The organism is Streptomyces sp. NPDC005799 (genome assembly GCF_040630525.1).
In the GTDB taxonomy this organism is placed as follows: Bacteria; Actinomycetota; Actinomycetes; order Streptomycetales; family Streptomycetaceae; genus Streptomyces; species Streptomyces griseorubiginosus_B.
The window spans coordinates 62,965-83,704 of sequence record NZ_JBEXXQ010000017.1; the positions used below are offsets into that span (position 1 = coordinate 62,965).

Here is a 20,740-nt window from a genome sequence, read left to right on the forward strand (position 1 = left end):
TCACGCTCCCTTCGTCGCGCGGCGCTGCGTCGGCTGGGTCACCCGGTCGAGCATCAACCCCAGGCACACGATCGCCGCACCGGCCACCAGTCCCGTCGCCAGATCGCCCTGTGCGAGGCCGAACACGACGTCGTAGCCGAGCGCGCCGCCGCCGACCAGGCCGCCGATGATGACGACGGCGAGGACGAGGACCACGCCCTGGTTGACGGCGAGCAGCAACGCGGGCCGAGCTAGCGGGAGTTGGACCTGACGCAGCTGCTGGGCGGGGGTCGCGCCGAGGGAGCGGGCCGACTCCAGCGCGGCCGGGTCGACCTGGCGCAGCCCCTGGGTGGTGATCCGGACGACGGCGGGCAGGGCGTAGACCACGGCCGCCGCGACGGCGGGGGCGCGGCCGACGCCGAACAGGGCCACCACCGGGATCAGGTACACGAACTGGGGCATCGTCTGGAAGACGTCCAGGACGGGCCTGAGCAGGCGCTCGAAGCGGTCGCTGCGGGCGGCCGCGATACCGGTCGCGAAACCGAGGACGAGGGTGACGGCGACGGCGGCCAGGACCTGGGAGAGCGTGTCGAGAGAGGGCTTCCACACGCCGAGCACGCCGATCGCGGCCATGGCGAGGACCGCGGTGAGCGCGGTGCGCCAGGTGCCGATCAGCCAGGCCAGGGCGGCGACCAGGAGCAGCACGGACCACCAGGGCAGCCACTGCAGACCGCCGCGGACCGGGTCCAGGACCCAGGTGGTGAAGTGGCCCGCCCAGTCGGCGGTGCCGCCGACGACCGGGACGCCCGAGTAGAGGTGGGCGGTCATCCAGTCGACGGCGCTGTTGACCGGGTCGGCGATGTTCAGGGTCCATGCCTCGGGCCAGTCGAGACGCCCGGCGAGACGTCCCGCCAGCGCCACGGCGACGGCGCCCGCGGCCGCGTACAGCCAGGGGCGCACGCCCGCCGGCTCCTCGCCGGCGTTCTCGCCCGCGGCGCAGGTGACCCGGTCCAGGACGACGGCCAGCAGCACGATCGGGATGCCGGCCGCGAGGGCGGCGCCCACGTCGACGGAGGCCAGGGCCTGGTAGACGCGGTCACCGAGGCCGGCGGCGCCGATGACGGACGCGATGACCGCCATCGACAGGGCCATCATGATCGTCTGGTTGAGGCCGAGGAGGAGTTCCTTGCGGGCCAGCGGGATGCGCGCGGTCAGCAGCCGCTGGCGGGCGGTGGCACCGAGCGAGTCGACGGCTTCGAGGACCTCCTTGTCGGCGCCGCGCAGGCCGAGGGAGGTGAGGCGGGCCATCGGCGGGGCGGCGTAGACGACGGTGGCCAGGACGGCGGCGGGGACGCCGATGCCGAAGACCAGGACGACCGGGAGGAGGTAGGCGAAGGCGGGGAGCACCTGCATGGTGTCCAGGACCGGGCGCAGGGCGCGGTCGAGGCGGTCGGAGAGACCGGCGGCCAGGCCCAGGAGGGCGCCCACCACCACCGACGCGAGGACGGCGACCACCATCAGGGCGAGCGTCTGCATCGTCGGGATCCACATGCCGAGCAGCCCGCAGGCGAGGAACGCGACGGCCGTGCCGAGGGCCAGCCTGAGGCCGGCGACCCGCCAGGCGACGAGGGCGCCGATGGCCGTCACCCCGGCCCAGCCCGCGGCGAGGAGGACCAGATAGACGGCGCGTACGGAGAGGACGACCGCGTTGCTGACGTAGCCGAAGCCGTAGAGGAACAGCGGGTGGCTGTCGCGGTTGTCGATGATCCAGTTGCTGGCGCCGGTGAGCGGCTTGGACAGGTCGACCGTGAGGGCGGCGGGCCAACTTCCGCTCGCCCACTGGGCGTTGGCGAGCGGGACGAGGACCGCGGCGGCGAGCGCGAGCAGCAGGAGTTTCCGGACGGCCCGGTGTTTGAGGAAGCCCGCGGACAGCGGGACGGGCGCGGTGAGGGTGGCCATCAGGCGGCCTCCCGCTGCGGCTCGGTCCCGGCGACCACACCAAGGAGCCTCTCGTGGTCGACGACGCCCAGACAGCGGCCGTTCTCGACCACACAGGCCGGCCTGCCGCTGGTGGCGACCACCTTGATGGCGTCGGCGACGAGCTCGTCGGGGGCGAGCGCGCCGGGGTGCTCCGGGCCTTCGCAGCCGCCGGGGCGCATGGCCGTACGGACCGTCATGACCTGCTCCCGCGACACGTCCCGGACGAACTCGCGGACGTAGTCGTCCGCGGGGCTGCCCACGATCTCCTCCGGGGTGCCCAGCTGGACAACCCGGCCGTCGCGCATCAGCGCGATGCGGTCGCCGAGCTTGAGGGCCTCGCTCAGGTCGTGCGTGATGAAGACCATCGTGCGGCCCTCCTCGCGGTGCAGTCGCACGACCTCCTCCTGCATGTCACGCCGGATGAGGGGGTCGAGGGCGCTGAAGGGCTCGTCGAACAGCAGGACCTCCGGGTCGACGGCCAACGCCCGGGCCAGGCCCACCCGTTGGCGCTGGCCGCCGGAGAGCTGGCCGGGGCGGCGCTGTTCCATGCCCTCCAGGCCGACCTTGGCGACGACCTGCTGGGCGCGCGCCCTGCGCTCCGCCTTGCCGACGCCCTGGATCTCCAGGCCGTAGGCGACGTTGTCGAGGACGGTGCGGTGCGGGAGGAGGCCGAAGTGCTGGAAGACCATCGCGGCCCGGTGGCGGCGCAGTTCACGCAGCCGGGACCTGTCCATGGCGCGGACGTCCTCGCCGTCGATGGCGATCGTGCCGGCCGTCGGCTCGATGAGGCGGGTGAGGCAGCGGACGAGCGTGGACTTGCCGGAGCCCGACAGGCCCATCACCACGAAGACCTCGCCCTTGCGCACGTCGAAGGAGACGTCCCGGACGGCGGCCGTGCAGCCGGTGCGGGCCCGGAGCTCGGAGGGCGCCAGCGCGGACAGCTCGGCGTCGCCGGGCACGCTGTCCGCCTTGGGGCCGAACACCTTCCACAGGTTGTCGACGGAGAAGACGGGCTTTTCGATGGCCGTGCTCATCGCACACCACCCCCGATCAGGTCCACGGCCCGCTCACCGACCATGAGCACTCCGATCATCGGGTTCACGGCGGTCATCGTCGGGAAGACCGAGGCGTCGGCGATCCGGATGCCCTCAAGGCCGCGGATCCGCAGCTCGGGGTCGACCACGGCGAGGTCGTCGTCCGTGGCGCCCATCCTGCAGGTGCCGGCGGGGTGGTAGACGGTGTGCGCGACCTTGCGGGCGTACTCGCTCAGCTCCTCGTCGCCGGTCACCTCCGGCCCCGGGCACACTTCGCGCTTGAGCCAGCCCGCCAGCGGTTCGGTGCTCGCGATCTCGCGAGCGACGCGGATGCCGTCGACGAGGGTGCGGGCGTCGTAGTCGTCCTCGTCGGTGAAGTACCGGAAGTCGAGGGCCGGTTTGACCGACGGGTCCGCGCTCGTCAGGTACAGACGGCCGCGGCTTCTCGGCTTGGGGATGTTGGGCGTCATCGAGACGCCGTAGGCGGGGCGTTCGTAGCCCAGCCGCTCCGGGTTGTCCGTGAACGGGATCTGGTAGAAGTGGAACATCAGGTCCGGGCCCGGGTGTTCGGGGTCGCGGCGCACGAACAGGCCGGCGTCGCTGTCCATCGCGGAGTTGTCCGGGATGGGTCCGTTGGTCTCCCAGACGATCACCGACTCCGGGTGGTCGAGGAGGTTCTCTCCGACGCCGGGCAGGTCGTGCACGACGGGGATGCCGAGGGCTTCCAGGTCCGCGCGCGGGCCGATACCGGAGTACAGGAGCAGCCGCGGGGAGTCGACGGCCCCCGCGCACAGGACGACTTCGTCGCGGGCGCGTACGAGGATCTCCTCGCCGTCCTTGGTGCGGACGTGCACGCCTTCCGCGCGCGTGCCGTCGAGCTGAAGCCGGTACGCCCAGGTCTCCAGCAGGATCGTCAGGTTGGGCCGCTCGTCCATCACCGGGTGGAGGTACGCGACCGACGCGCTGGAGCGCTTGTTGGTCTCGGGGTGGTAGGCCAGGTCGAAGAAGCCGACGCCGTCGTCGAACGGCTTCTTGTTGAAGCCCTCGACGCGGGGGACGTCCAGCGCCTTCTGGGCGGCGCCGACGAAGTCGCGGGCGATGGCGTTCCGGTCCTTCTCGTCGACCGGGACGATGTTGTTCTTCAGTCGCGCGAAGTACGCCTCCATCGGCACCGCGCCCCAGCCCTTGGCGCCGGCCGCCTCCCACTCGTCCCAGTCGGAGGGCAGCGGCTTGAAGGCGATCAGCGTGTTGTGGGAGGAGCAGCCGCCGAGGACGCGGGCCCGGCTGTGCCGGATGTGCGAATTCCCGCGTGGCTGCTCGGTGGTGGGGTAGTCGTAGTCGAGCTCACCGCCGAGCAGGCCCATCCAGCGGCGCAGCGTCAGGACGTCCTCTCTGCCGACGTCGCTGGGGCCGCCCTCGATGACGGCGACGGTGACGTCGGGGTTCTCGGACAGGCGGGAGGCTATGACGGAGCCGGCGGTTCCGCCGCCGATGACGACGTAGTCGTAGAGATGGGGGGTCTCGGACATGAGGGGGTTGCTCCAAGGTGCGGGGAACGTACGGGAGTCGGGGGCTTCGTACGGGAGTGGGGGGCGTACGGAGGTCGCTGTGTCGTACGGAAGTCGCGGGTGGGTACGGGAATCGGGGCTCAGCCCGCGAACCAGCGGACCGGCTTCGGCGCCAGGTTCTGGTACACGTGCTTGGTCTCGCGGTACTCGGCGAGGCCGGCCGGCCCCAGCTCGCGGCCGACGCCGCTCTTGCCGAAGCCGCCCCACTCCGCCTGCGGAAGATAGGGGTGGAAGTCGTTGATCCAGACGGTGCCGTGCCGCAGCCGGCCGGCGACCCGGCGGGCACGGCCCGCGTCGGAGGTCCAGACGGCGCCGGCGAGGCCGTACTCGGTGTCGTTGGCGAGGGCGACGGCCTCGTCCTCGGTGCGGAAGGTCTCCACTGTCAGCACCGGTCCGAAGACCTCCTCGCGCACGACCTTCATCTGGCGGTGGCACTGGTCGAGGACGGTCGGCTCGTAGAAGTAGCCGGACGCGGGACGCTGCGGCGCCGGTACGGGCCGCCGGCCGCCCGAGCGCAGCACCGCGCCCTCCTCCAGCGCTGAGGCGACGTACGCCTCGACCTTGGTGCGCTGCTGCTCGGAGACGAGGGGGCCGCACTCGACGCCGTCCTCGGTGCCGCGGCCGAGGCGTATCCGGCCGGCGCGGCGGGCGAGTTCGGCGACGAAGCGCTCGCGCAGCGACTCCTCGACGATGAGGCGGGCGCCGGCCGAGCAGACCTGGCCGCTGTGGATGAACGCGGCGTTGAGGGCCTGGTCGACGGCGGTGTCGAAGCCCTCCTCGGTGACGCAGGCGTCGGCGAAGACGACGTTGGGGTTCTTGCCGCCGAGTTCGAGCGCGACCTTCTTCACGGTCGGGGCCGCCGCCTGGGCGACCTTGGTGCCGCTGACCAGGCCGCCGGTGAAGGAGACCAGGTCGACGTCCGGGTGCTCGGCGAGCCGGGCGCCGACGGAGTGGCCGGGGCCGGTGACGACGCCGGCGACGCCCGCGGGCAGACCGGCCTCGGTGAGCAGGTCGACGAGGGCGACGGTGGTGAGCGGGGTGATCTCGCTGGGCTTGACGACGAAGGTGTTGCCGGCCGCGAGGGCCGGGGCGATCTTCCAACTGGCCTGGAGGAGGGGGTAGTTCCAGGGGGTGATCAGCGCGCAGACGCCGACCGGTTCGTGCACGACCACGCTGTGGACGTCGGGCGAGCCCGCGTCGACGACCCGGCCCGGTGCCTCACCGGCCACCAGGTCGGCGAAGTAGCGGAAGGCGTCGGCGACACAGTCGATGTCGACCCGGCCCTCCTCCACGGTCTTGCCCGCGTCCTGGCTCTCCAGCCGGCCGAGGCGTTCGCGGTCGCGTACGAGAAGATCGGCGACGCGGCGCAGCAGCGCGGCGCGTTCGGCCACGGGGGTGCGGGGCCAGTCGCCGTGGTCGAAGGCCTCCCGGGCGGCCGCGACCGCCAGGTCCGTGTCCTTTTCGTCACCCTCCGCGACCAGGGCGAAGGGCTGCCCGTCCGCGGGGTCGAGGATCTCTCGCGTGGCGCCGGAGACGGCTTCTCGCCATTCTCCCGCCACGTGGATGGTCGCCTGCGCGTCGAGTTCCGGTGCTTGCGCCCTGTCCGCCATGTTCGGTACTGCCTTCCGTTCCTGTTCAGCTCCCGTGAGTCACACCGGTGTCACCCACCGGGACCGTGAGCACCTGCCCTCCACCCCTGATTGCATGCGCAATCCATGGCCGAAAGTGCGCTGTGTCACTGAACATGCGGGCAAATAGAGCGAACCGTAGGCTGAGCCGTGACGCGCACCACGGAGGTGAGGTCATGCACGGCAGGGCTCTGGTGTGTACGGCGGCGAGCGTGGCCCTCGCCCTCACCCCGGCCGCACTCGCCGCCGCGGACGACGGCGGTGGGCTCTCCGCCCGGCAGCTGGCCCAGCAGGCGAAGAAGAACCTCCTCGACGCCACGTCCGTCCACCTGAAGCTGACGGACCGCGGGGCGGGGGTGGCGCACGGCAAGACCCAGCCGACGTTCATGGACCTTTCCCTCGACCGGGACGGCAACTGTGTCGGGACCCTGCGGATGGGCGGTCACGGTGGCAGTGTCGAGCTGGTCAAGCGGGGCGAGCAGGTGTGGATGAAGCCGGACACCGCGTTCTGGAAGGCGCAGGTGCCAGGGCCGCAGGGTGCGGCGGTCGCCCAGCTCTTCAAGGGCCGCTACATCCACGGCACGACGAAGGACGCCATGCTCAAGGGGCTGTCGGACACCTGCGACCTGTCCGCCTTCCAGCGACAGGTGGACACCGGGTCGTCGTCGGGCGGCAAGTCCCTGACGAAGGGCGCCGAGACGACCGTCGACGGCACGAAGGTGATTCCGCTGAAGGGCACGGAGGGCGGGCAACGGTCGGTGCTGTACGTCACTTCGGGCGCGCCGCACCGGCTGGTCGAGGCCACACTGAAGGGCGGCCGCACCGACACGACGCTGGCCTTCTCGGACTACGACAAGCCGGTGCCCTCCGCCACACCGTCGCCGGACCAGTCGGTGGACATCGGCAAGCTGCAGCAGCGGTTGCAGAACACCTGAGTCAGTCGGTGCCCGGGGCGGGGTCGCAGGTGGTGTTCGGCGGGCAGAACCAGTCCAACGCGGTGGTGAGCTTGGCGAGTTCGTCGTCGCGGCCGTCGGAGTCGGGGCCGTAGGAGGCGATGGCGTAGATGTTGCCGTCCTGGGCGACGAAGCGTTCGTCGTAGACGTGCCAGGTGCCGACGTCGGGCTCGCCCTTGATGGCGCCGGCGAGGTACTCCAGCCGGGAGCCGGTGAACTGCCCGTCGTCCAGGGTCTGCAGGCCGAGCTTCTTGAAGCCGGCGGGCTTGGGGGTCTGGTCGGACAGGTACAGGTCGAAGGAGGCCTGCGGGGACTCCTCCTGCACCTGGTAGACCTGCAGCCGGTGTGTGCTGTCGGCGCTGCGGTAGTTGACCACGTCGATCCCGAACAGCGAGGGCGCGGTGGTGCGGGTCCAGCCCTCCGGTACGGCGATCCGGAACCCCTCCTCGTCGTCGCGCAGTTCGTATCCCGCGGGCGGTGCGGAGGGCGAGGGCGAGGACGTCGTGGTGTCCTCGACGAGCGGTGACGGCGACTGGGTGGGCGACTCGCTCGCCGTCGTGGAGGACCCGGCGGCGACGGGCTCCTTGTGTCCGCCGCCGCTCCTCCCCACGACCAGGGTCACCACGAGACTGACGGCGACCCCGACCACGGCGGCCCCGACCACCACGGACCACACGAGCCGCCGACTGAGCCCACCACCGCCCGCGCCCTGCTGCTCGGGGGGCGTCCACGAGGCCCCGGAACCCCACTCGGGCACAGTCCCCCAGGAAGCCCCGCTGGACCACTCCGGCGCAGGTCCTCCGGCCCCGCCGCCACCGGCTGCGCCGGAGGAACCGGAATCAGCAGGAGAACCTGCGACGCCCGAGCCGGCCGACGCCGCCCACGCCCCACCGCCCCCGGCCGAACCCGAACCACCGTTTCCGGCACCCGAATCCACCACGGTCCCCCCGGCCCCGGGCCCATGCCAGCCGCTCCCGGCCCCCGTACCGGGCCAGCCACCGGGCAGGGGCGGAACGAGGGGAGCCGGCGGTTGAGAGCCGACAGCCCCGGCAGCCCCGTCCGGCGAGACACCGGCGTCAGCCCCGCCGGCGCCGGCCCCACGATCAGAGCCCGGATCTTCCGCCTCACCACCGGCGTTCTCCACGCCGAGACCGTCAGCCGTGCTCCCCACTCCCGAGCCACCGACCTCGGCCCCCGATCCCCCCGCCCCCGGCCAGCCCGGCGGCGCGGACGGCGGCTCGGCCGTCGGATGACTCCCCGTGCTGTCCTCCCAGCGCTGGGTGTCCTCGTTCCAGTACTGTCCGCCCCCGCTCATCGGCTGACTCTCACATCCCCAGGAGGCCGGCCAGGGAGCCGGCGGAGGCCAGGAAGGTGACCAGGGCCTGGGAGTCGGTCAGCAGTTCCCTCAGGCGTTCGCGGCGGGTGGGGCCCGCCTGGCCCGTGGTCGCGATCTCCGTCTCCGTCTCCGCCAGGGCTTCGTCCAACGCGGCCGTCTGCTCGGTGCCGCGCACCCGTTGGGCCAGGTCGGCTCGCAACTCCCGTACAGCGGCGAGCAGTTGTTCGGTCGCCTCGTCGCGCTGCGGGCCCGTGCCGTGGTGCACGTGGTGGCTCTCGGCGTGCGACTGGCTGCCGATGGCGAAGGTGTTGTTGCCCGAGATGTCGCCGATGTTGACGCTCGGCTCGTTACTTGCCACTGGTGTCGGCTCCCTTCGGCGGCACCGCACCGCCCGAGACACTGGAGGAGGCGGCGGACGAACCACTGCCGACCGCGAAGGTGGACCCCTCGATCCGGCCGATGTTCACGTCCCCGTTGCTGATGTTGACGACCTTCTGGACGAACTCCCCGGTCTCGTAACCGGATTCGGCGAGCGCGGCCCGCACCCCGTTCGCCACCCTGTCCTGCACGCTCTTCAGGTAGCGCACCACGTCCATCTCCTGGAAGGTGGAACCGGCCGGCGCCGCCCCCAACTCCCGTACCGACGCCCCCGGCCCGTCGGGCAGTGCCCCCGCGTAGCCGCCCGTGAGCAGCCGCCACACGTACACCAGCCCCCGGCCCAACTGCCCCAGCGAGCGGCCGACGGACGACGGCACCAGGACGAGCGCGCCCGCCGCCTTCCCGGCCAGGTTGTTGTGCCGGAACCGGTGCGCCACACGGTCGGCGTCCTTGAAGTCGGCGCGTACCGGCGTCAGCACGTGCGGCGCGATCTCCAGCATCAGCATCCGTCCCTGCGTGTGGATGCGCACGAAGACCGTGACGACCAGTTCCTCCTCCCAGCCGCCGACCCGGATGCGCAGGAAGTGCCGCCGCTTCTCGGCGCCCTCCTCGACCGCCCGGGCCCGGTGCTCCTCGAAGGCCTGCGGGGTGTACGGCGCCTGGTCGCGGGTGAGCAGCCCCTCGGCCGGCAGGAACACGCACTCGTCGATCTCCAGCCAGCGCAGCCGGTCACGGACCCCGGGCCCCGCGAACTCCGCCGGGACGCGCAGCTGTTCGAGCAGCGGACGGATCCGCTCCAGGACCGTGCGGTTGCTCAGCGGCTGCTGCTTGCGCTCCTCGTCCGGGCGGAGTTCGACGGCCAGCACCCAGGTGTCGTACGCCGCGCCCGCCCCGCAGAACGGCCGCGCCTCGTGGTACATGATCAGCGGCGCGTGCTGCTCGAGCCGGATGCGCTGCTTCAGCCGCTGGAAGCGCGGGTTGTCGGCCTGCTCGGCGGGGTCGTTCGCCGCGTCACCGAAGCGCTGCGGGGAGAGCTCGGCGGCCAGCGCGCGGCTGACCTGGTTGCGCTGGGCGTATCCGCACCAGGCGATGAGCGCGAGCACGCCCAGCCCCAGCCAGGCCCGCCAGGGCTCGATCAGGTCGGTGATGGAACTCGGCGAGAACACGTCCGTGAAGCTCGACGAGTCGGAGTAGGAGCCGGTGTAGGGGTCGTACCGGGGGGAGGAGGAACCGCTGTCCGAGCCGCTGCCGAACGCCGCGATCAGGGTGAACACCAGCATCAGCGCGAAGAACAGCCGACCCCACCAGCGGGCCAGGAACGCGGGGACCAGCCGCCACAGCGGCGGCTGCTCGGCCCGCCCCCTGATCCAGGGCGCGAGGGCGAGGGCCACGCTGGGCCAGATGAAGAAGGCCAGCAGACCGCCGCTGAGCACTCCTCCTACCACCCACAGGCCGAGGATCGCCCCGGCCCAGAGCAGCTCGAAGCGGCGGGCGCGCAGGGCGTGGGCGAGGACGCGGGCGGCGTCGAAGCCGAGCGAGGGCGCGACGATCCGCTGTTCGTTGAGCTGGAGTTCCTCGATGACCCGGTCGCGGTAACCGGAATCCAGATAGGTGCCGGCGCACAGCAGCCGGGTCGCCTCGCTGGCGTGCGGTGGGACGGGCGGTGTCGGCGGCGCCCCCGTGGAGACCACGGGCTGCGGTTGCTGAGGCACGTAAGCGGTACTCACGCTACTCCCCCGATGCGTGGAAAGACCGTTGTCAGACATTCAGTTGACAAACCATCAGCATAGAGGTGCAGGTGGGATGGGGAAAGCGGAATGCCGAGGGACAGGCGCAGGCGATGTACTGGCCTGCTGGTCCCGGCGGCGACGGCGGCGGTCGTGGGCGGGTACGGCAGGCACACCGCAACGCGCACTATCGCGTCGAGCGATAGACGCGTACTATCGCGTTCAGCTCGACCCTGACCTCCAACTCCCTCCCTCCGCACGCGAGTTCCCAGGAGCCGCCCCATGCCCGCTCTGCTCTCCCCGGTCCTGGACCTGCTGACGCTCCAGGGCACCATCACCGAGGCCGAACCCGTCGCCGACCGGATGCGCCGACTGCGCATCGAGGGCGAGGCGCTCACCGGACTCGCCGTCCGGCCGGGGCAGCAGGTGCGCGTGCTGGTCGGCGGCGGGCTGACCCTGCGCACGTACTCGATCCGGAGCTACGACCCCACCGGCGCCGTCGAGTTGTGCGTGCTGGACCATCCCGGGGCCGGGCCCGGGGCGCGGTGGGGACGCGGCGTCGAGGTGGGCGAGCGGGTCCGGCTGCGCAGGCCGGAGGGGACGTTCGTGCTGCGGCCGGACGCCCCGCACCATGTGTTCGTCGGTGACGAGACGGCGTCCGTGGCCTTCGCCGCGATGCTGGACGCGCTGCCGGAGGGGGCGCGGATCTCCGGCTGCGTGGAGACCGAGAGCGAGGGCGACCGGCTCCCCCTTCCTCACGGTGACCGGCTCAACTGGGTTCTGCGGCATGACGGTTCGCTCGTCGACGCCGTACGGGAGCTGGCGCCCGCGCCCGGTGGGGTCGCGTATGTCGCCGGGGAGGCGCGGGCCGTGCAGCGGGTGCGGCAGGTGCTCGTGCGGGAGGCGGGCTGGGACCGGCGGGCGGTCCTCACCAAGCCGTTCTGGGCGCCGGGCAAGAAGGGGCTGGAGTAGGACCTAGGTGCACTGGGCGCCGGTCGGGCAGAAGTACCGCACCGCCGCCCTCAGCGGCTCCCGTACCTGCTCGGGCGCCAGGCTCGCGGGGCCGCTGGCGCGGATCGCGTACAGGGTGCCGTCGGCGGCCTCGAAGCGGTGGTCGATGACCTGGCGGTCGCCCTTGTCCTGGTCCGTGTAGCGGTACGTCAGCTCCGCCCAGGTGTCGCCGTGGTCCCGCTGGACCACCTGGTAACCGGGCTGCTTGGCGAAGCCGAAGCCGGGATCGGTCTCGGCCAGGGTCAGCGACTCGTAGGGCGTGGACTCCGTGACCCGGAAGATCTGCAGCTGGCGGCCGTCGGCCGGGGAGTCGTAGTAGACGATCGGCGCGAGCTTGCCCTGCTTCTCACGGCGGGTCCAGCCCTGCGGGACGTCGACCGCGTAGCCGACCGGGTCCTCGGCGCGGCGGTAGCCGGCGGAGGGCGAGTTCAGCACCGAGGCCGACGGGGTCGTGGTGGGCGTGTCCGACGGGCTGCTCGGCGGCTCGGAACTCCGGCCCGGGGTCGAGCTGGTCGAGGCCGCGGCGCTGACGGAGCTCCCGGTGACGGGCCCGGCCCCGGTGCCGGAGCGGTGATCCCGGATCAGATACCAGGTCCCGGCACCGGTCCCCGCGCCGACCGCGACCACCAGGGCGATGACGGCGAGCACCCGTCCGACACGACGCCGGGGCGCCGGCGGCGGGACGGGCGGCAGGGTGTACGGCGGTGTGGGAACCCCGGTGTAGGCCGGGCCGGGCGGCAGGGGGGACGCCATGTACGCGGGGCCCGGCGGTATGGCGGGTCCCGGCGGCGGCGTCACGGGGCCCGGCGGCGGTGTCGTCCAGGGCGGCGGGAAGGCGCCGCCGGTCTGCGTCTCGGCGGACGCCCACGGCGGGGTGGCCCCCGTCTGCCCGTCGGACCAGGCGGCCCGGCCTCTCTCCTCGCTCGGTTCCCGCTCCGGCCCGGAGCCCGAGCCGGCGTCGTACTCGTCCCATCCGCTCATCGCGAACCCCCCGAATCACCCCTGGTGGTACCGCCTTAGACGGTAGCGGCGAAAACGGGCGCGGGCCCCGTTCCGGCCGAAACCGGAACAGGGCCCGTGCGGGCTCGTGACGAAACCGAGGAAACGGCGACCGTCAGATGGCGATCGTCAGATGAGGCCGAGACCGCGGACCGCCTCGCGCTCCTCCTCGAGCTCCTTGACGGAGGCGTCGATGCGGGCGCGGGAGAACTCGTTGATGTCCAGGCCCTGGACGATCTCGTACTGGCCGTCCTTGGTGGTGACCGGGAAGGAGGAGATCAGGCCCTCCGGGACGCCGTAGGAGCCGTCCGACGGGATGCCCATGGAGACCCAGTCGCCGTCGGCGGTGCCGTTGACCCAGGTGTGCACGTGGTCGATGGCGGCGTTGGCTGCGGACGCGGCGGAGGAGGCGCCACGCGCCTCGATGATCGCGGCGCCGCGCTTGGCGACGGTCGGGATGAAGTCCTCGGCCAGCCACTTCTCGTCGTTGACGACCTCGGCGGCGTTCTTGCCGGCGATGGTGGCGTGGAAGATGTCCGGGTACTGGGTGGCGGAGTGGTTGCCCCAGATCGTCAGGCGCTTGATGTCGGCGACCGTCGAGCCCGTCTTCTTCGCGAGCTGGGTCAGCGCGCGGTTGTGGTCGAGGCGGGTCATCGCGGTGAAGCGGTCGGCCGGTACGTCCGGCGCGGCGGCCTGCGCGATGAGCGCGTTGGTGTTGGCCGGGTTGCCGACGACGAGGACCTTGATGTCGTCCGCCGCGTGGTCGTTGATGGCCTTGCCCTGCGGCTTGAAGATGCCGCCGTTGGCCTCGAGGAGGTCACCGCGCTCCATGCCCTTGGTGCGCGGGCGGGCGCCGACGAGAAGGGCGACGTTGGCGCCGTCGAAGGCGACGTTCGGGTCGTCGCTGATGTCGATGCCCTGGAGCAGCGGGAACGCGCAGTCGTCCAGCTCCATGGCCGTACCCTCGGCGGCCTTCAGCGCGGGCGTGATCTCCAGGAGGCGCAGCTTGACCGGCACGTCCGCGCCGAGCAGCTGGCCGGAGGCGATGCGGAAGAGGAGGGCGTAACCGATCTGGCCGGCCGCGCCGGTGACGGTGACGTTCACGGGAGTGCGGGTCATGGCGTTCTCCGTAGGACAGCTGGCGGTGGTCGTCCGGGTGGGACGTACAAATGATCGATCTCTTGGTATCAAGAGAGATCCACCGGTCAGGCTATCGCGCATCCGGGATCCCGCACCGCCGGGCCCCTGTGGCCCACCCCATAGAGTAAAGCCGTGCCGAAAAATTCGTTGCGGCACGCATGGGCCTGCCCATCCCGGGCACGCGAACCGTACCCCCACGGGAGTCCGGCACAGTCGGTACCCCCCACCAGGCGGCCGCCCAGTCCCCCCTCTCCCGGACGGGCGGCCGCCCCTTGTGTGTGCCGCAGGGCCGCTAGGGGGTGCACCCCTTCTGCCCGGACGCCAGCGTCGCGCAGGCCTTCGCATCGCCCGCGTCCTTCACGGCGACCATCGGCGTGTACGCGATCGTGTCGCCGGCCTGGGTGATGCTGTCGTTCTCCTTGGCGGTGCCCGCGGTGACCTGCACCGAGTCGCCCGGCGCGGCGGCGGTGATACGGCCCCACGCGGCGCCGCAGGTCTTGCTGTAGCGCACCTCCAGGGTGACCGTGCCGACGGTGGCGGTCTTGGCGGTCGTCACGGCGGCGGTGTCCTTGGTGCACCCCATGGCCTCGGCGTCCTTGCCGGTGCAGGAGGCGCCGGCGCACTTCACGCCGGCCGGGAGGTCGACGGAGCTGACCGAGGGCGAGGGCGAGGACGAGGCCTTCGCGCTCCCGTGCTTGCCGCCGCCCCGGTCGGTCAGGAAGAACACCGCCGCCATCACCACCAGGACGCCGACCAGCCCCGCGAGGAACATCGTCAGCCGCCGGCGGCCGGCACCGGAGGAGGGACCTCCGCCTGGCGGGGGAGCCTCGCCGAATCCACTTGGTGTCTCCGGCGTCCGGACGGGACCGTCGGACGCGGATCCCCGCGCGGGTGCGCCGAGCACCGGCGAGCGTCCGCCGGCCGGCGAGGGGCCCTGGTAGCCCGCCAGCCGCCAGGAGTTGACACCGGAGGAGCCCTCCGAGGATTCGACCTCGGACGACCCCGCGCCGCCGCCGTCCGGTGCCTCGGAGACGACCGGCTGCGGCGACACCGTCGGCGCCACTCCCGCAGGTCCCGCGATCCCCGGTGTCACCGTCGCGCTGCCGCTCCTGACGGCCGCCTTGCCGCCCTTGGCGACCGTCGCGGGGGGCGCCCCGAACTCCCCGAGCGCGGCACGCGCCTGGGAGATGCGGATGGCCTCCATGGTCATGTCGTGGCGCATCTCCGACTTGCTCCAGGCACGCTCGGCGAGCTCCCACATGGTCGTCAGATGGACCGGGTTGGTCCCCGTGACCTCGGCCAGCGCCACGATCGCGCCCTTGGGTGCGAGCAGCCGGCCGTTCAGATACCGCTCCCAGGACGTCTTGCTGTAGCCCGTACGGTCGGCCACCGACGCGATGCTCAGGCCGCCGCGGTCCACGAGCCGACGCAACTGGCTCGCGAACTCCCTGACCTGCGGATCGAGTTCATCCGGCAAGGCCCTCCAACGAGGCATTGCTTCCCCCCTCTTCCCCCCTGCTTGGTGCTGCTCTCCTCGCGTCTTCCCCGCCCGTCCAGGGTCTCAGTTCCCGGAGTGGGGGCGCACGGGTGCATCCGCGGTCGGACTCGCCCACGCTAGCCCTCTCCTCGAACAATCCCGTGTCAGAGAGGCAAACTTGTTAATACATCGACACAGCAGCCACACATGGACAACCCCACTCGTCCCGGACTTTTCACCTCGCTCAGCGGCACCTCACCCCAGGGCGACCACGCCCACGACCGCGATCAGCGCGGTGAGGACGAGCAGCAGCACCGCGTAGCGAAGCAGTCTCCCCCCGTCCTCGGACGGTGACGGTTCCGGGGTGTCCCACCAGGGCAGCGTGGGGTCGTCCTCGTACTCGCCCGTCCCCTGTTCCTCCGCGGGTCGCGCCGGCCGGGGCCAGGCCTGGACCGCCAGTTCCCAGCGGACGACGAAGCGCTCGGCGTCCGTCTCGGGCAGGCCCGCGATCCGGCACAGCGCGGCCACGGCCTGGCGGGGCGGGGGCTGGGTCCCGTTGAGATAGCGGTGCCAGGAGGACTTGCTGTACGCGGTTTTGGAGCCGAGCGCGACGAGACTGAGCCCCGTCCGGTCCTTGAGGAGCCGCAACTGCTCCACGAAGTGCCGCACCTCCGGCGGCATGTCCCCCGCCAGCGGCTGCCAGCCGCCCATCGCACACCTCCCGCATCGTTCTGAGCAGGTGACGACGCCGGTTCACCGATGGTTCCCGCGTGCCGTGCGCGTACCGGAACGGTCACTTCCGTGCCACAGCGCGCTGACAGCCGTTGAACAGGCCCTTCGCCGTACAGGAGGGTGGTTCCCACGACGGCCCGTCCTTGCTCGGGGGAGAGGACGGGCCGTCGCCGTGCCGGGTTCCCTACGACTAACTGCTGCTCACCGTGAAGTGCAGCGTGTCCTTGAGGAACGGGATCTGCAGCCAGGGGTTGGGCTGCACCATCAGCGCCAGCAGCACGATCGCCAGGCCGAGGCCGCCGTAGGTGACGATGTCGGTGAAGCGGGAGCGGACGGCGAGCATGCCGACGTCGGGCAGGACCCAGCGCAGCACGGCACCGGCCACCAGGGCGCAGCCGATCAGCAGGGTGCCGTAGCGGAAGGCGTCGAACGCGGTCAGCAGCAGCCCCAGCCCGACGACGCCGAGCACGGCGAGGATCGGCCACTGCCGCGCGGGCGCGGGAGCGTCACCGGGCGCGGCCCGGCCACCGCCCTCGGGACGCGCGGTGTCCCGCGTGAACAGCGGAAAGCGCCGGGTGGTACGACGCGGCACACCTTCGGCATCGGGAGCACTGATGGCATCCCGCACGGTCTCCTCCACGGCATCCTCCCCACCGCTTCCGCCCGCGCGCTGCGCGGTGCCGCCGACGCCGGACGTGTCCCGGCCGGCCCCGGGGGCACGCTGCGAGGCGCCCCGGGCGCCTGGCGCGTCCCGACCGGCCTTCGCGACGCCATGCGACGTACTGTCGGCGTCCGACGAGTCCCGGCCGGCCTTCGCGCCCGCGCGCCGGGACGTGCCCTCCGTGTTGCCCGCGGCGCGTCCGGTCCCCGCCGCCTCCCGGCCGTCCGTCCCCTCGGTGCCGCGTGCGTTCCGGCCCGGCTTCCCTGACCTCCGGCGCGCCGTGCCCTCGGTGTCACGGGCGTCCCCGGCCGGCCCGCCCGCCTCACCGCCCGCCGTGCCCTTGGTGTCGGTCGCCGCGTTGATCGCCTCGCGGACCGCCGCCTCCGCCTGCTTCTCCGGGTCCTGCGGCACGCTCCCGCGCCGGGCGTCCCGGGCGTCAGCCGACACTGCGCTCCGCCGCCTCGACCACGTTGACGAGCAGCTGGGCGCGGGTCATCGGGCCGACGCCGCCCGGGTTCGGGGAGATCCAGCCGGCCACCTCGGCGACGCCGGGGTGGACATCGCCCACGATCTTGCCCTCGGCGCTGCGCGAGACACCGACGTCGAGGACGGCGGCGCCCGGCTTGACGTCCTCGGGCCGGATCAGATGGGCGGAACCGGCGGCCGCGACGATGATGTCCGCGCGCTTGAGGTGGGCCGAGAGGTCCCGGGTGCCCGTGTGGCACTGGGTGACGGTCGCGTTCTCGCTGCGCCGGGTGAGCAGCAGCGGCATCGGCCGGCCGATGGTGACACCGCGGCCGACGACCACGACCTCGGCGCCCTTGATCTCGACGCCGTACTGACGAAGGAGGGTGAGGACACCGTTCGGGGTGCAGGGCAGCGGCGCCGGCTCATTGAGCACCAGCCGCCCGAGGTTCATCGGGTGCAGCCCGTCCGCGTCCTTGTCCGGGTCCATGAGCTCCAGGATCCGGTTCTCGTCGATGCCCTTCGGCAGCGGCAGCTGGACGATGTAACCGGTGCACGCCGGGTCCTCGTTGAGTTCCCGTACGACCGCCTCGATCTCCTCCTGCGTGGCGGTGTCCGGCAGTTCGCGCTGGATGGAGGCGATGCCGACCTGGGCGCAGTCGCGGTGCTTGCCCGCGACGTACTTCTGACTGCCGGGATCGTCGCCGACGAGGATCGTGCCGAGGCCGGGCGTGACGCCCTTCTCCTTCAGCGCCGCCACGCGGGCGGTCAGATCGGACTTGATCGCGGCTGCGGTGGCCTTGCCATCGAGAATCTGGGCGGTCATGACCCCATCCTCGCGGATGACCGCCCCCCGGTTCCAATCCGGGTCCCACCAGCGCCCACGCCCGCCCTCACGCCCATGATCAGCCCTATTGCACTTGCACAACACATCTGATTTCCGGCTGGACAAGCCACACAGGGGTGAAGAACCATGAACGGCGCAGTATCGCGGTTCATGTTCGGGGGGCAAACCGCTCACATCGTGTGATTCCTCCGCGCAATCCGCATCGTCCCCGCAGAGCGCAACGGAGGAAGACCGGCCATGAGTTTCGGCTCGCCCAACAATCCCTACGGTCAGCCGCAGAACCCGCAGCAGCCCGGTTACGGCTACCCGCAGCAGTCCCCGCAGGGAGTCCCGCCGCAGCAGGGTTACGGCTATCCCCAGCAGCCGGGTCAGCCCGGTTACGGCTACCCTCAGCAGCCAGGCCAGCCGGGGTACGGCTACCCCCAGCAGCCGGGCTACCCCCAGGGCGGCGGCTACCCCGGCGGCCCCGTCCCCAACGTCGCCTCGATGGGCCGCCGCTTCGGCGCCCGCCTCATCGACGGACTGATCATCGGCGTGGTCTACATCGTCCTCACCTTCGCCGGCATCGCGGGCGCGGCGAACTCGGTCAAGGACTGCGACCCCAACGCCGCCGACTACAACACCTGCATCAACAACGCCGGCTCGGACTTCCTGGCCAAGTTCGGCGCGGTCTTCGGCATCATCATCGTCGCCAGCCTCCTCTACGAGGTGCTGATGATCGGCCTCCTCGGCGCGACGCTCGGCAAGATGGCCGTCGGCCTGCGCGTGGTGAAGGTCGAGACCGGCGAGAAGCCCGGCGTCGGCTCGTCGTTCATCCGCTGGGTCATCCCCCAGGTCGGCAGCCTCCTGTGCGGCATCGGCTCGCTCCTGGTCTACCTGTCCCCGTTCTGGGACAAGTCCGGCCGCCAGCAAGGCTGGCACGACAAGGCCGCGAGCACGATGGTCATCCAGAACTGACCCCGCCCCACCCCACCGAACACCGAGGGCCGTGCCCACCCACCAGAGGGGGGCACGGCCCTGGTGCGTCACCTGAAGGTTGCCATCAGGAAGCCACCGCACCCATCGTCGCGGTCACCTCACACCACACGACCTTGCCCCGAAGGCCGCCCCTACCCGAAGGCCGCCACCCCCACACGCTGGAACACGCCCGCACCAACCCCAGCCCCCGCCCCTCCTCCGCCTCCTCAAGCCTCTCCAACTCCCCTGGCAGCTCAGGCGGTTCGGGATCCGCGTCCCACGCCCCGATCCACAACACCCCCGCCGCCCAGGAAACCCGCAGAGCGGCCGGCCCCTTCGTATGCCGTACGGCGTTGGAGACCAGCTCCGCAGCGAGCAGTTCGGCGACGTCGACGAGGCCGATGAGCCCGTGCAGGGTGAGGATCAGCCGCAGGGTACGGCGACTGACGGTGACCGCACGAAGGTCGTTCGGAATATGGAGGCAGTACTCCCAGGCTTCGGATTCATCCTCAGACATACGTCAACTCCGTTCAGGAGGTGGGGGGTTACGGCAGTCGGGCGGTGGCAGTGCCGCGGCCGTCATGGCATGACGGGGCGGTGCGCTTCCGAGGTCCTGTGGTGCCGCAGCGTGTGCGTCACGTCACCGACGGTAAATCTAAATCTATAGACGAAGCAAGCCGATCGCGTAACCTGACGCCGAACGAGTAGCGCCGACAGGCGCGTTGGACGTAGGAGCGGTCGAGACTTGAGGCGCGAACCGACGGCACGCCAGGCTCGGCTCGCGACCGAGCTGCGCAGACTCCGCGAAGCGGCAGATCTCAGCGCCCGCGAAGCAGCGGCACTGCTCGGCGTGAGCCCCGCCCAGATCACGCACATCGAATCCGGACTCGCGGGCGTGAGCGAGAAGAGACTGCGTCTGCTGGCCGCCAACTACTCATGCGCCGACGATGAGTTGATCGAAGCGCTGTCGGTGATGGCGACCGACCGCACGCGCGGCTGGTGGGAGGAGTACCGAGAGCTGCTTCCCACACCGTTCCTCGACCTCGCGGAGCTGGAGCACCACGCCACGTCACTCCGGGAGGTGCAGTTCCTGTACATCCCCGGCTTGCTCCAGACGGAGGAGTACGCCCGCGCGGTCTACGGCTACCGGGTCCCCGAACTCCCGAGCGAGGACCTTGAGCTGCGCGTACGCCACAGAATGCGGCGCAAGGTGATCCTCGACGGCCCAGCCCCCACGCCCTACGAGGCCGTCATCCACGAGGCGGCACTCCGCATCATGGTGAGCGACCGAGCCGCCTCCCGCGCCCAGCTCGTCCGCCTGGCCGAACTCTCCGAAGCGGATCACATCACCGTCCGCGTCATCCCGTTCGACCTGGAGGGCTTCGCCGGCGCCACGAGTGCGATGACGTACGCGGAAAGCGCCCTGCCCAAACTCGACACCGTCGTACGCGACGGCCCGCACGGCGCCGCCTTCATCGACTCCGAGGCCCAGCTCAGCGCTTTTCGAACGCTCTTTCATAGAGTGGAAGCCGTGTCGCTCGCCGCTGTCCGGTCGCGCGACTTCATCCACCGGCTGGCGAAAGAGTTGTGAGGCACCCATGGACACCCCCGGCGACTGGCGCAAGTCGTCCTACTCCGGTCCCGGCGACGGCGACGCCTGCGTGGAGATATCCACCTCCCCCACCCGCACAGCCATCCGCGACTCAAAGGCCCCGCCCGTCGGCATCCTCACCTTCCCCTGGACGGCCTTCACCACCTTCATCGAAGCCCTGAAGACCCAGCCCCAGGATGAAGCGCCCCGAACCTAACCCAACCTTCTCCCCCTCGCCTCCACGTAAGCCGAAGCAGCCGCCGCACACGTGACCCGC

At 71.6% G+C, this 20,740-nt stretch carries 19 protein-coding genes; 5 read left to right on the top strand and 14 right to left on the bottom strand.

Annotated elements, in window-relative coordinates; translation table 11 throughout:
• From ABZ453_RS18590 to ABZ453_RS18605, 4 genes are all read right to left on the bottom strand, one after another.
• Entirely contained in the window at positions 1-1,938 is a 1,938-nt protein-coding gene (locus ABZ453_RS18590) for an ABC transporter permease subunit (protein WP_359016024.1), read from the bottom strand.
• Positions 1,938-2,993 carry a glycine betaine/L-proline ABC transporter ATP-binding protein gene (locus ABZ453_RS18595; RefSeq protein WP_356762430.1) on the bottom strand — a complete coding sequence of 352 codons (1,056 nt, stop codon included), beginning with the start codon at positions 2,991-2,993 and terminating at the stop codon, positions 1,938-1,940. Before ABZ453_RS18595 ends, ABZ453_RS18590 begins: the two co-directional genes overlap by 1 nt.
• Positions 2,990-4,522: a GMC oxidoreductase gene (locus tag ABZ453_RS18600; RefSeq protein WP_359016025.1), complete on the bottom strand. Its 1,533-nt coding sequence runs from the start codon at positions 4,520-4,522 to the stop codon at positions 2,990-2,992. Before ABZ453_RS18600 ends, ABZ453_RS18595 begins: the two co-directional genes overlap by 4 nt.
• A 119-nt stretch (positions 4,523-4,641) precedes the next feature.
• Positions 4,642-6,171 (bottom strand): aldehyde dehydrogenase family protein, encoded by a 1,530-nt coding sequence (locus tag ABZ453_RS18605; RefSeq protein WP_359016026.1) that lies wholly within the window; start codon positions 6,169-6,171, stop codon positions 4,642-4,644.
• A 194-nt stretch (positions 6,172-6,365) separates the two neighbouring features.
• On the opposite strand from ABZ453_RS18605, the gene ABZ453_RS18610 reads away from it, so the two are divergent.
• A complete protein-coding gene (locus tag ABZ453_RS18610) occupies positions 6,366-7,124 on the top strand; it encodes a hypothetical protein (protein ID WP_359016027.1) in 759 nt (252 codons plus the stop codon).
• Position 7,125: 1 nt separating this feature from the next.
• On the opposite strand, the gene ABZ453_RS18615 is transcribed toward ABZ453_RS18610, so the two are convergent.
• The 3 genes from ABZ453_RS18615 to ABZ453_RS18625 form a co-directional block, all read right to left on the bottom strand.
• Entirely contained in the window at positions 7,126-7,899 is a 774-nt protein-coding gene (locus tag ABZ453_RS18615) for a hypothetical protein (protein WP_359016028.1), read from the bottom strand.
• Positions 7,900-8,467: 568 nt separating this feature from the next.
• Positions 8,468-8,836 (bottom strand): hypothetical protein, encoded by a 369-nt coding sequence (locus ABZ453_RS18620; RefSeq protein WP_359016029.1) that lies wholly within the window; start codon positions 8,834-8,836, stop codon positions 8,468-8,470.
• Positions 8,826-10,583, bottom strand: a complete 1,758-nt coding sequence (locus ABZ453_RS18625) for a hypothetical protein (protein WP_359016030.1) — start codon at positions 10,581-10,583, stop codon at positions 8,826-8,828. Before ABZ453_RS18625 ends, ABZ453_RS18620 begins: the two co-directional genes overlap by 11 nt.
• 282 nt (positions 10,584-10,865) lie before the next feature.
• On the opposite strand from ABZ453_RS18625, the gene ABZ453_RS18630 reads away from it, so the two are divergent.
• Positions 10,866-11,555 (top strand): siderophore-interacting protein, encoded by a 690-nt coding sequence (locus ABZ453_RS18630; RefSeq protein ID WP_359016031.1) that lies wholly within the window; start codon positions 10,866-10,868, stop codon positions 11,553-11,555.
• Positions 11,556-11,558: 3 nt separating this feature from the next.
• Here ABZ453_RS18630 and ABZ453_RS18635 read toward each other — a convergent pair whose 3' ends face one another.
• The 6 genes from ABZ453_RS18635 to ABZ453_RS18660 all read right to left on the bottom strand — a co-directional run bounded on the left by ABZ453_RS18635 (position 11,559) and on the right by ABZ453_RS18660 (position 17,894).
• Positions 11,559-12,575 (bottom strand): hypothetical protein, encoded by a 1,017-nt coding sequence (locus ABZ453_RS18635; RefSeq protein WP_359016032.1) that lies wholly within the window; start codon positions 12,573-12,575, stop codon positions 11,559-11,561.
• Positions 12,576-12,722: 147 nt separating this feature from the next.
• Complete coding sequence (locus ABZ453_RS18640) at positions 12,723-13,712, bottom strand: malate dehydrogenase (RefSeq protein WP_359016033.1); 990 nt, start codon at positions 13,710-13,712, stop codon at positions 12,723-12,725.
• 313 nt (positions 13,713-14,025) lie between these two features.
• On the bottom strand, positions 14,026-15,210 hold the full coding sequence (locus ABZ453_RS18645; RefSeq protein ID WP_359016034.1) for a DUF2690 domain-containing protein: 1,185 nt from the start codon (positions 15,208-15,210) through the stop codon (positions 14,026-14,028).
• A gap of 255 nt (positions 15,211-15,465) precedes the next feature.
• Positions 15,466-15,921 (bottom strand): helix-turn-helix transcriptional regulator, encoded by a 456-nt coding sequence (locus ABZ453_RS18650; RefSeq protein WP_359016035.1) that lies wholly within the window; start codon positions 15,919-15,921, stop codon positions 15,466-15,468.
• Between the two features lie 211 nt (positions 15,922-16,132).
• Positions 16,133-16,582: a DUF3017 domain-containing protein gene (locus ABZ453_RS18655; protein WP_133043521.1), complete on the bottom strand. Its 450-nt coding sequence runs from the start codon at positions 16,580-16,582 to the stop codon at positions 16,133-16,135.
• A gap of 457 nt (positions 16,583-17,039) precedes the next feature.
• A complete protein-coding gene (locus ABZ453_RS18660; RefSeq protein WP_133043176.1) occupies positions 17,040-17,894 on the bottom strand; it encodes a bifunctional methylenetetrahydrofolate dehydrogenase/methenyltetrahydrofolate cyclohydrolase in 855 nt (284 codons plus the stop codon).
• Positions 17,895-18,152: 258 nt separating this feature from the next.
• On the opposite strand from ABZ453_RS18660, the gene ABZ453_RS18665 reads away from it, so the two are divergent.
• Positions 18,153-18,872 (top strand): RDD family protein, encoded by a 720-nt coding sequence (locus tag ABZ453_RS18665; RefSeq protein WP_359016036.1) that lies wholly within the window; start codon positions 18,153-18,155, stop codon positions 18,870-18,872.
• Positions 18,873-18,957: 85 nt separating this feature from the next.
• On the opposite strand, the gene ABZ453_RS18670 is transcribed toward ABZ453_RS18665, so the two are convergent.
• Positions 18,958-19,389, bottom strand: a complete 432-nt coding sequence (locus tag ABZ453_RS18670) for an ATP-binding protein (protein ID WP_359016037.1) — start codon at positions 19,387-19,389, stop codon at positions 18,958-18,960.
• A 228-nt stretch (positions 19,390-19,617) separates the two neighbouring features.
• Between ABZ453_RS18670 and ABZ453_RS18675 the strand changes: the two genes are divergently transcribed.
• Positions 19,618-20,463, top strand: coding sequence for a helix-turn-helix transcriptional regulator (locus tag ABZ453_RS18675; protein ID WP_359016038.1), 846 nt, complete (start codon positions 19,618-19,620; stop codon positions 20,461-20,463).
• A gap of 7 nt (positions 20,464-20,470) precedes the next feature.
• A complete protein-coding gene (locus ABZ453_RS18680) occupies positions 20,471-20,680 on the top strand; it encodes a DUF397 domain-containing protein (protein WP_359016039.1) in 210 nt (69 codons plus the stop codon).
• Positions 20,681-20,740: the final 60 nt, after the last annotated feature.

Excerpts from the sequence above, each read along its gene's own strand:
- ABZ453_RS18660 (WP_133043176.1), bottom strand. The coding sequence starts at position 17,894 with ATGACCGCCCAGATTCTCGATGGCAAGGCCACCGCAGCCGCGATCAAG.
- ABZ453_RS18590 (WP_359016024.1), bottom strand. The coding sequence starts at position 1,938 with ATGGCCACCCTCACCGCGCCCGTCCCGCTGTCCGCGGGCTTCCTCAAA.
- ABZ453_RS18670 (WP_359016037.1), bottom strand. The coding sequence starts at position 19,389 with ATGTCTGAGGATGAATCCGAAGCCTGGGAGTACTGCCTCCATATTCCG.
- ABZ453_RS18630 (WP_359016031.1), top strand. The coding sequence starts at position 10,866 with ATGCCCGCTCTGCTCTCCCCGGTCCTGGACCTGCTGACGCTCCAGGGC.
- ABZ453_RS18650 (WP_359016035.1), bottom strand. The coding sequence starts at position 15,921 with ATGGGCGGCTGGCAGCCGCTGGCGGGGGACATGCCGCCGGAGGTGCGG.
- ABZ453_RS18595 (WP_356762430.1), bottom strand. The coding sequence starts at position 2,993 with ATGAGCACGGCCATCGAAAAGCCCGTCTTCTCCGTCGACAACCTGTGG.
- ABZ453_RS18640 (WP_359016033.1), bottom strand. The coding sequence starts at position 13,712 with ATGACCCGCACTCCCGTGAACGTCACCGTCACCGGCGCGGCCGGCCAG.
- ABZ453_RS18610 (WP_359016027.1), top strand. The coding sequence starts at position 6,366 with ATGCACGGCAGGGCTCTGGTGTGTACGGCGGCGAGCGTGGCCCTCGCC.
- ABZ453_RS18665 (WP_359016036.1), top strand. The coding sequence starts at position 18,153 with ATGAGTTTCGGCTCGCCCAACAATCCCTACGGTCAGCCGCAGAACCCG.
- ABZ453_RS18605 (WP_359016026.1), bottom strand. The coding sequence starts at position 6,171 with ATGGCGGACAGGGCGCAAGCACCGGAACTCGACGCGCAGGCGACCATC.
- ABZ453_RS18600 (WP_359016025.1), bottom strand. The coding sequence starts at position 4,522 with ATGTCCGAGACCCCCCATCTCTACGACTACGTCGTCATCGGCGGCGGA.
- ABZ453_RS18680 (WP_359016039.1), top strand. The coding sequence starts at position 20,471 with ATGGACACCCCCGGCGACTGGCGCAAGTCGTCCTACTCCGGTCCCGGC.
- ABZ453_RS18635 (WP_359016032.1), bottom strand. The coding sequence starts at position 12,575 with ATGAGCGGATGGGACGAGTACGACGCCGGCTCGGGCTCCGGGCCGGAG.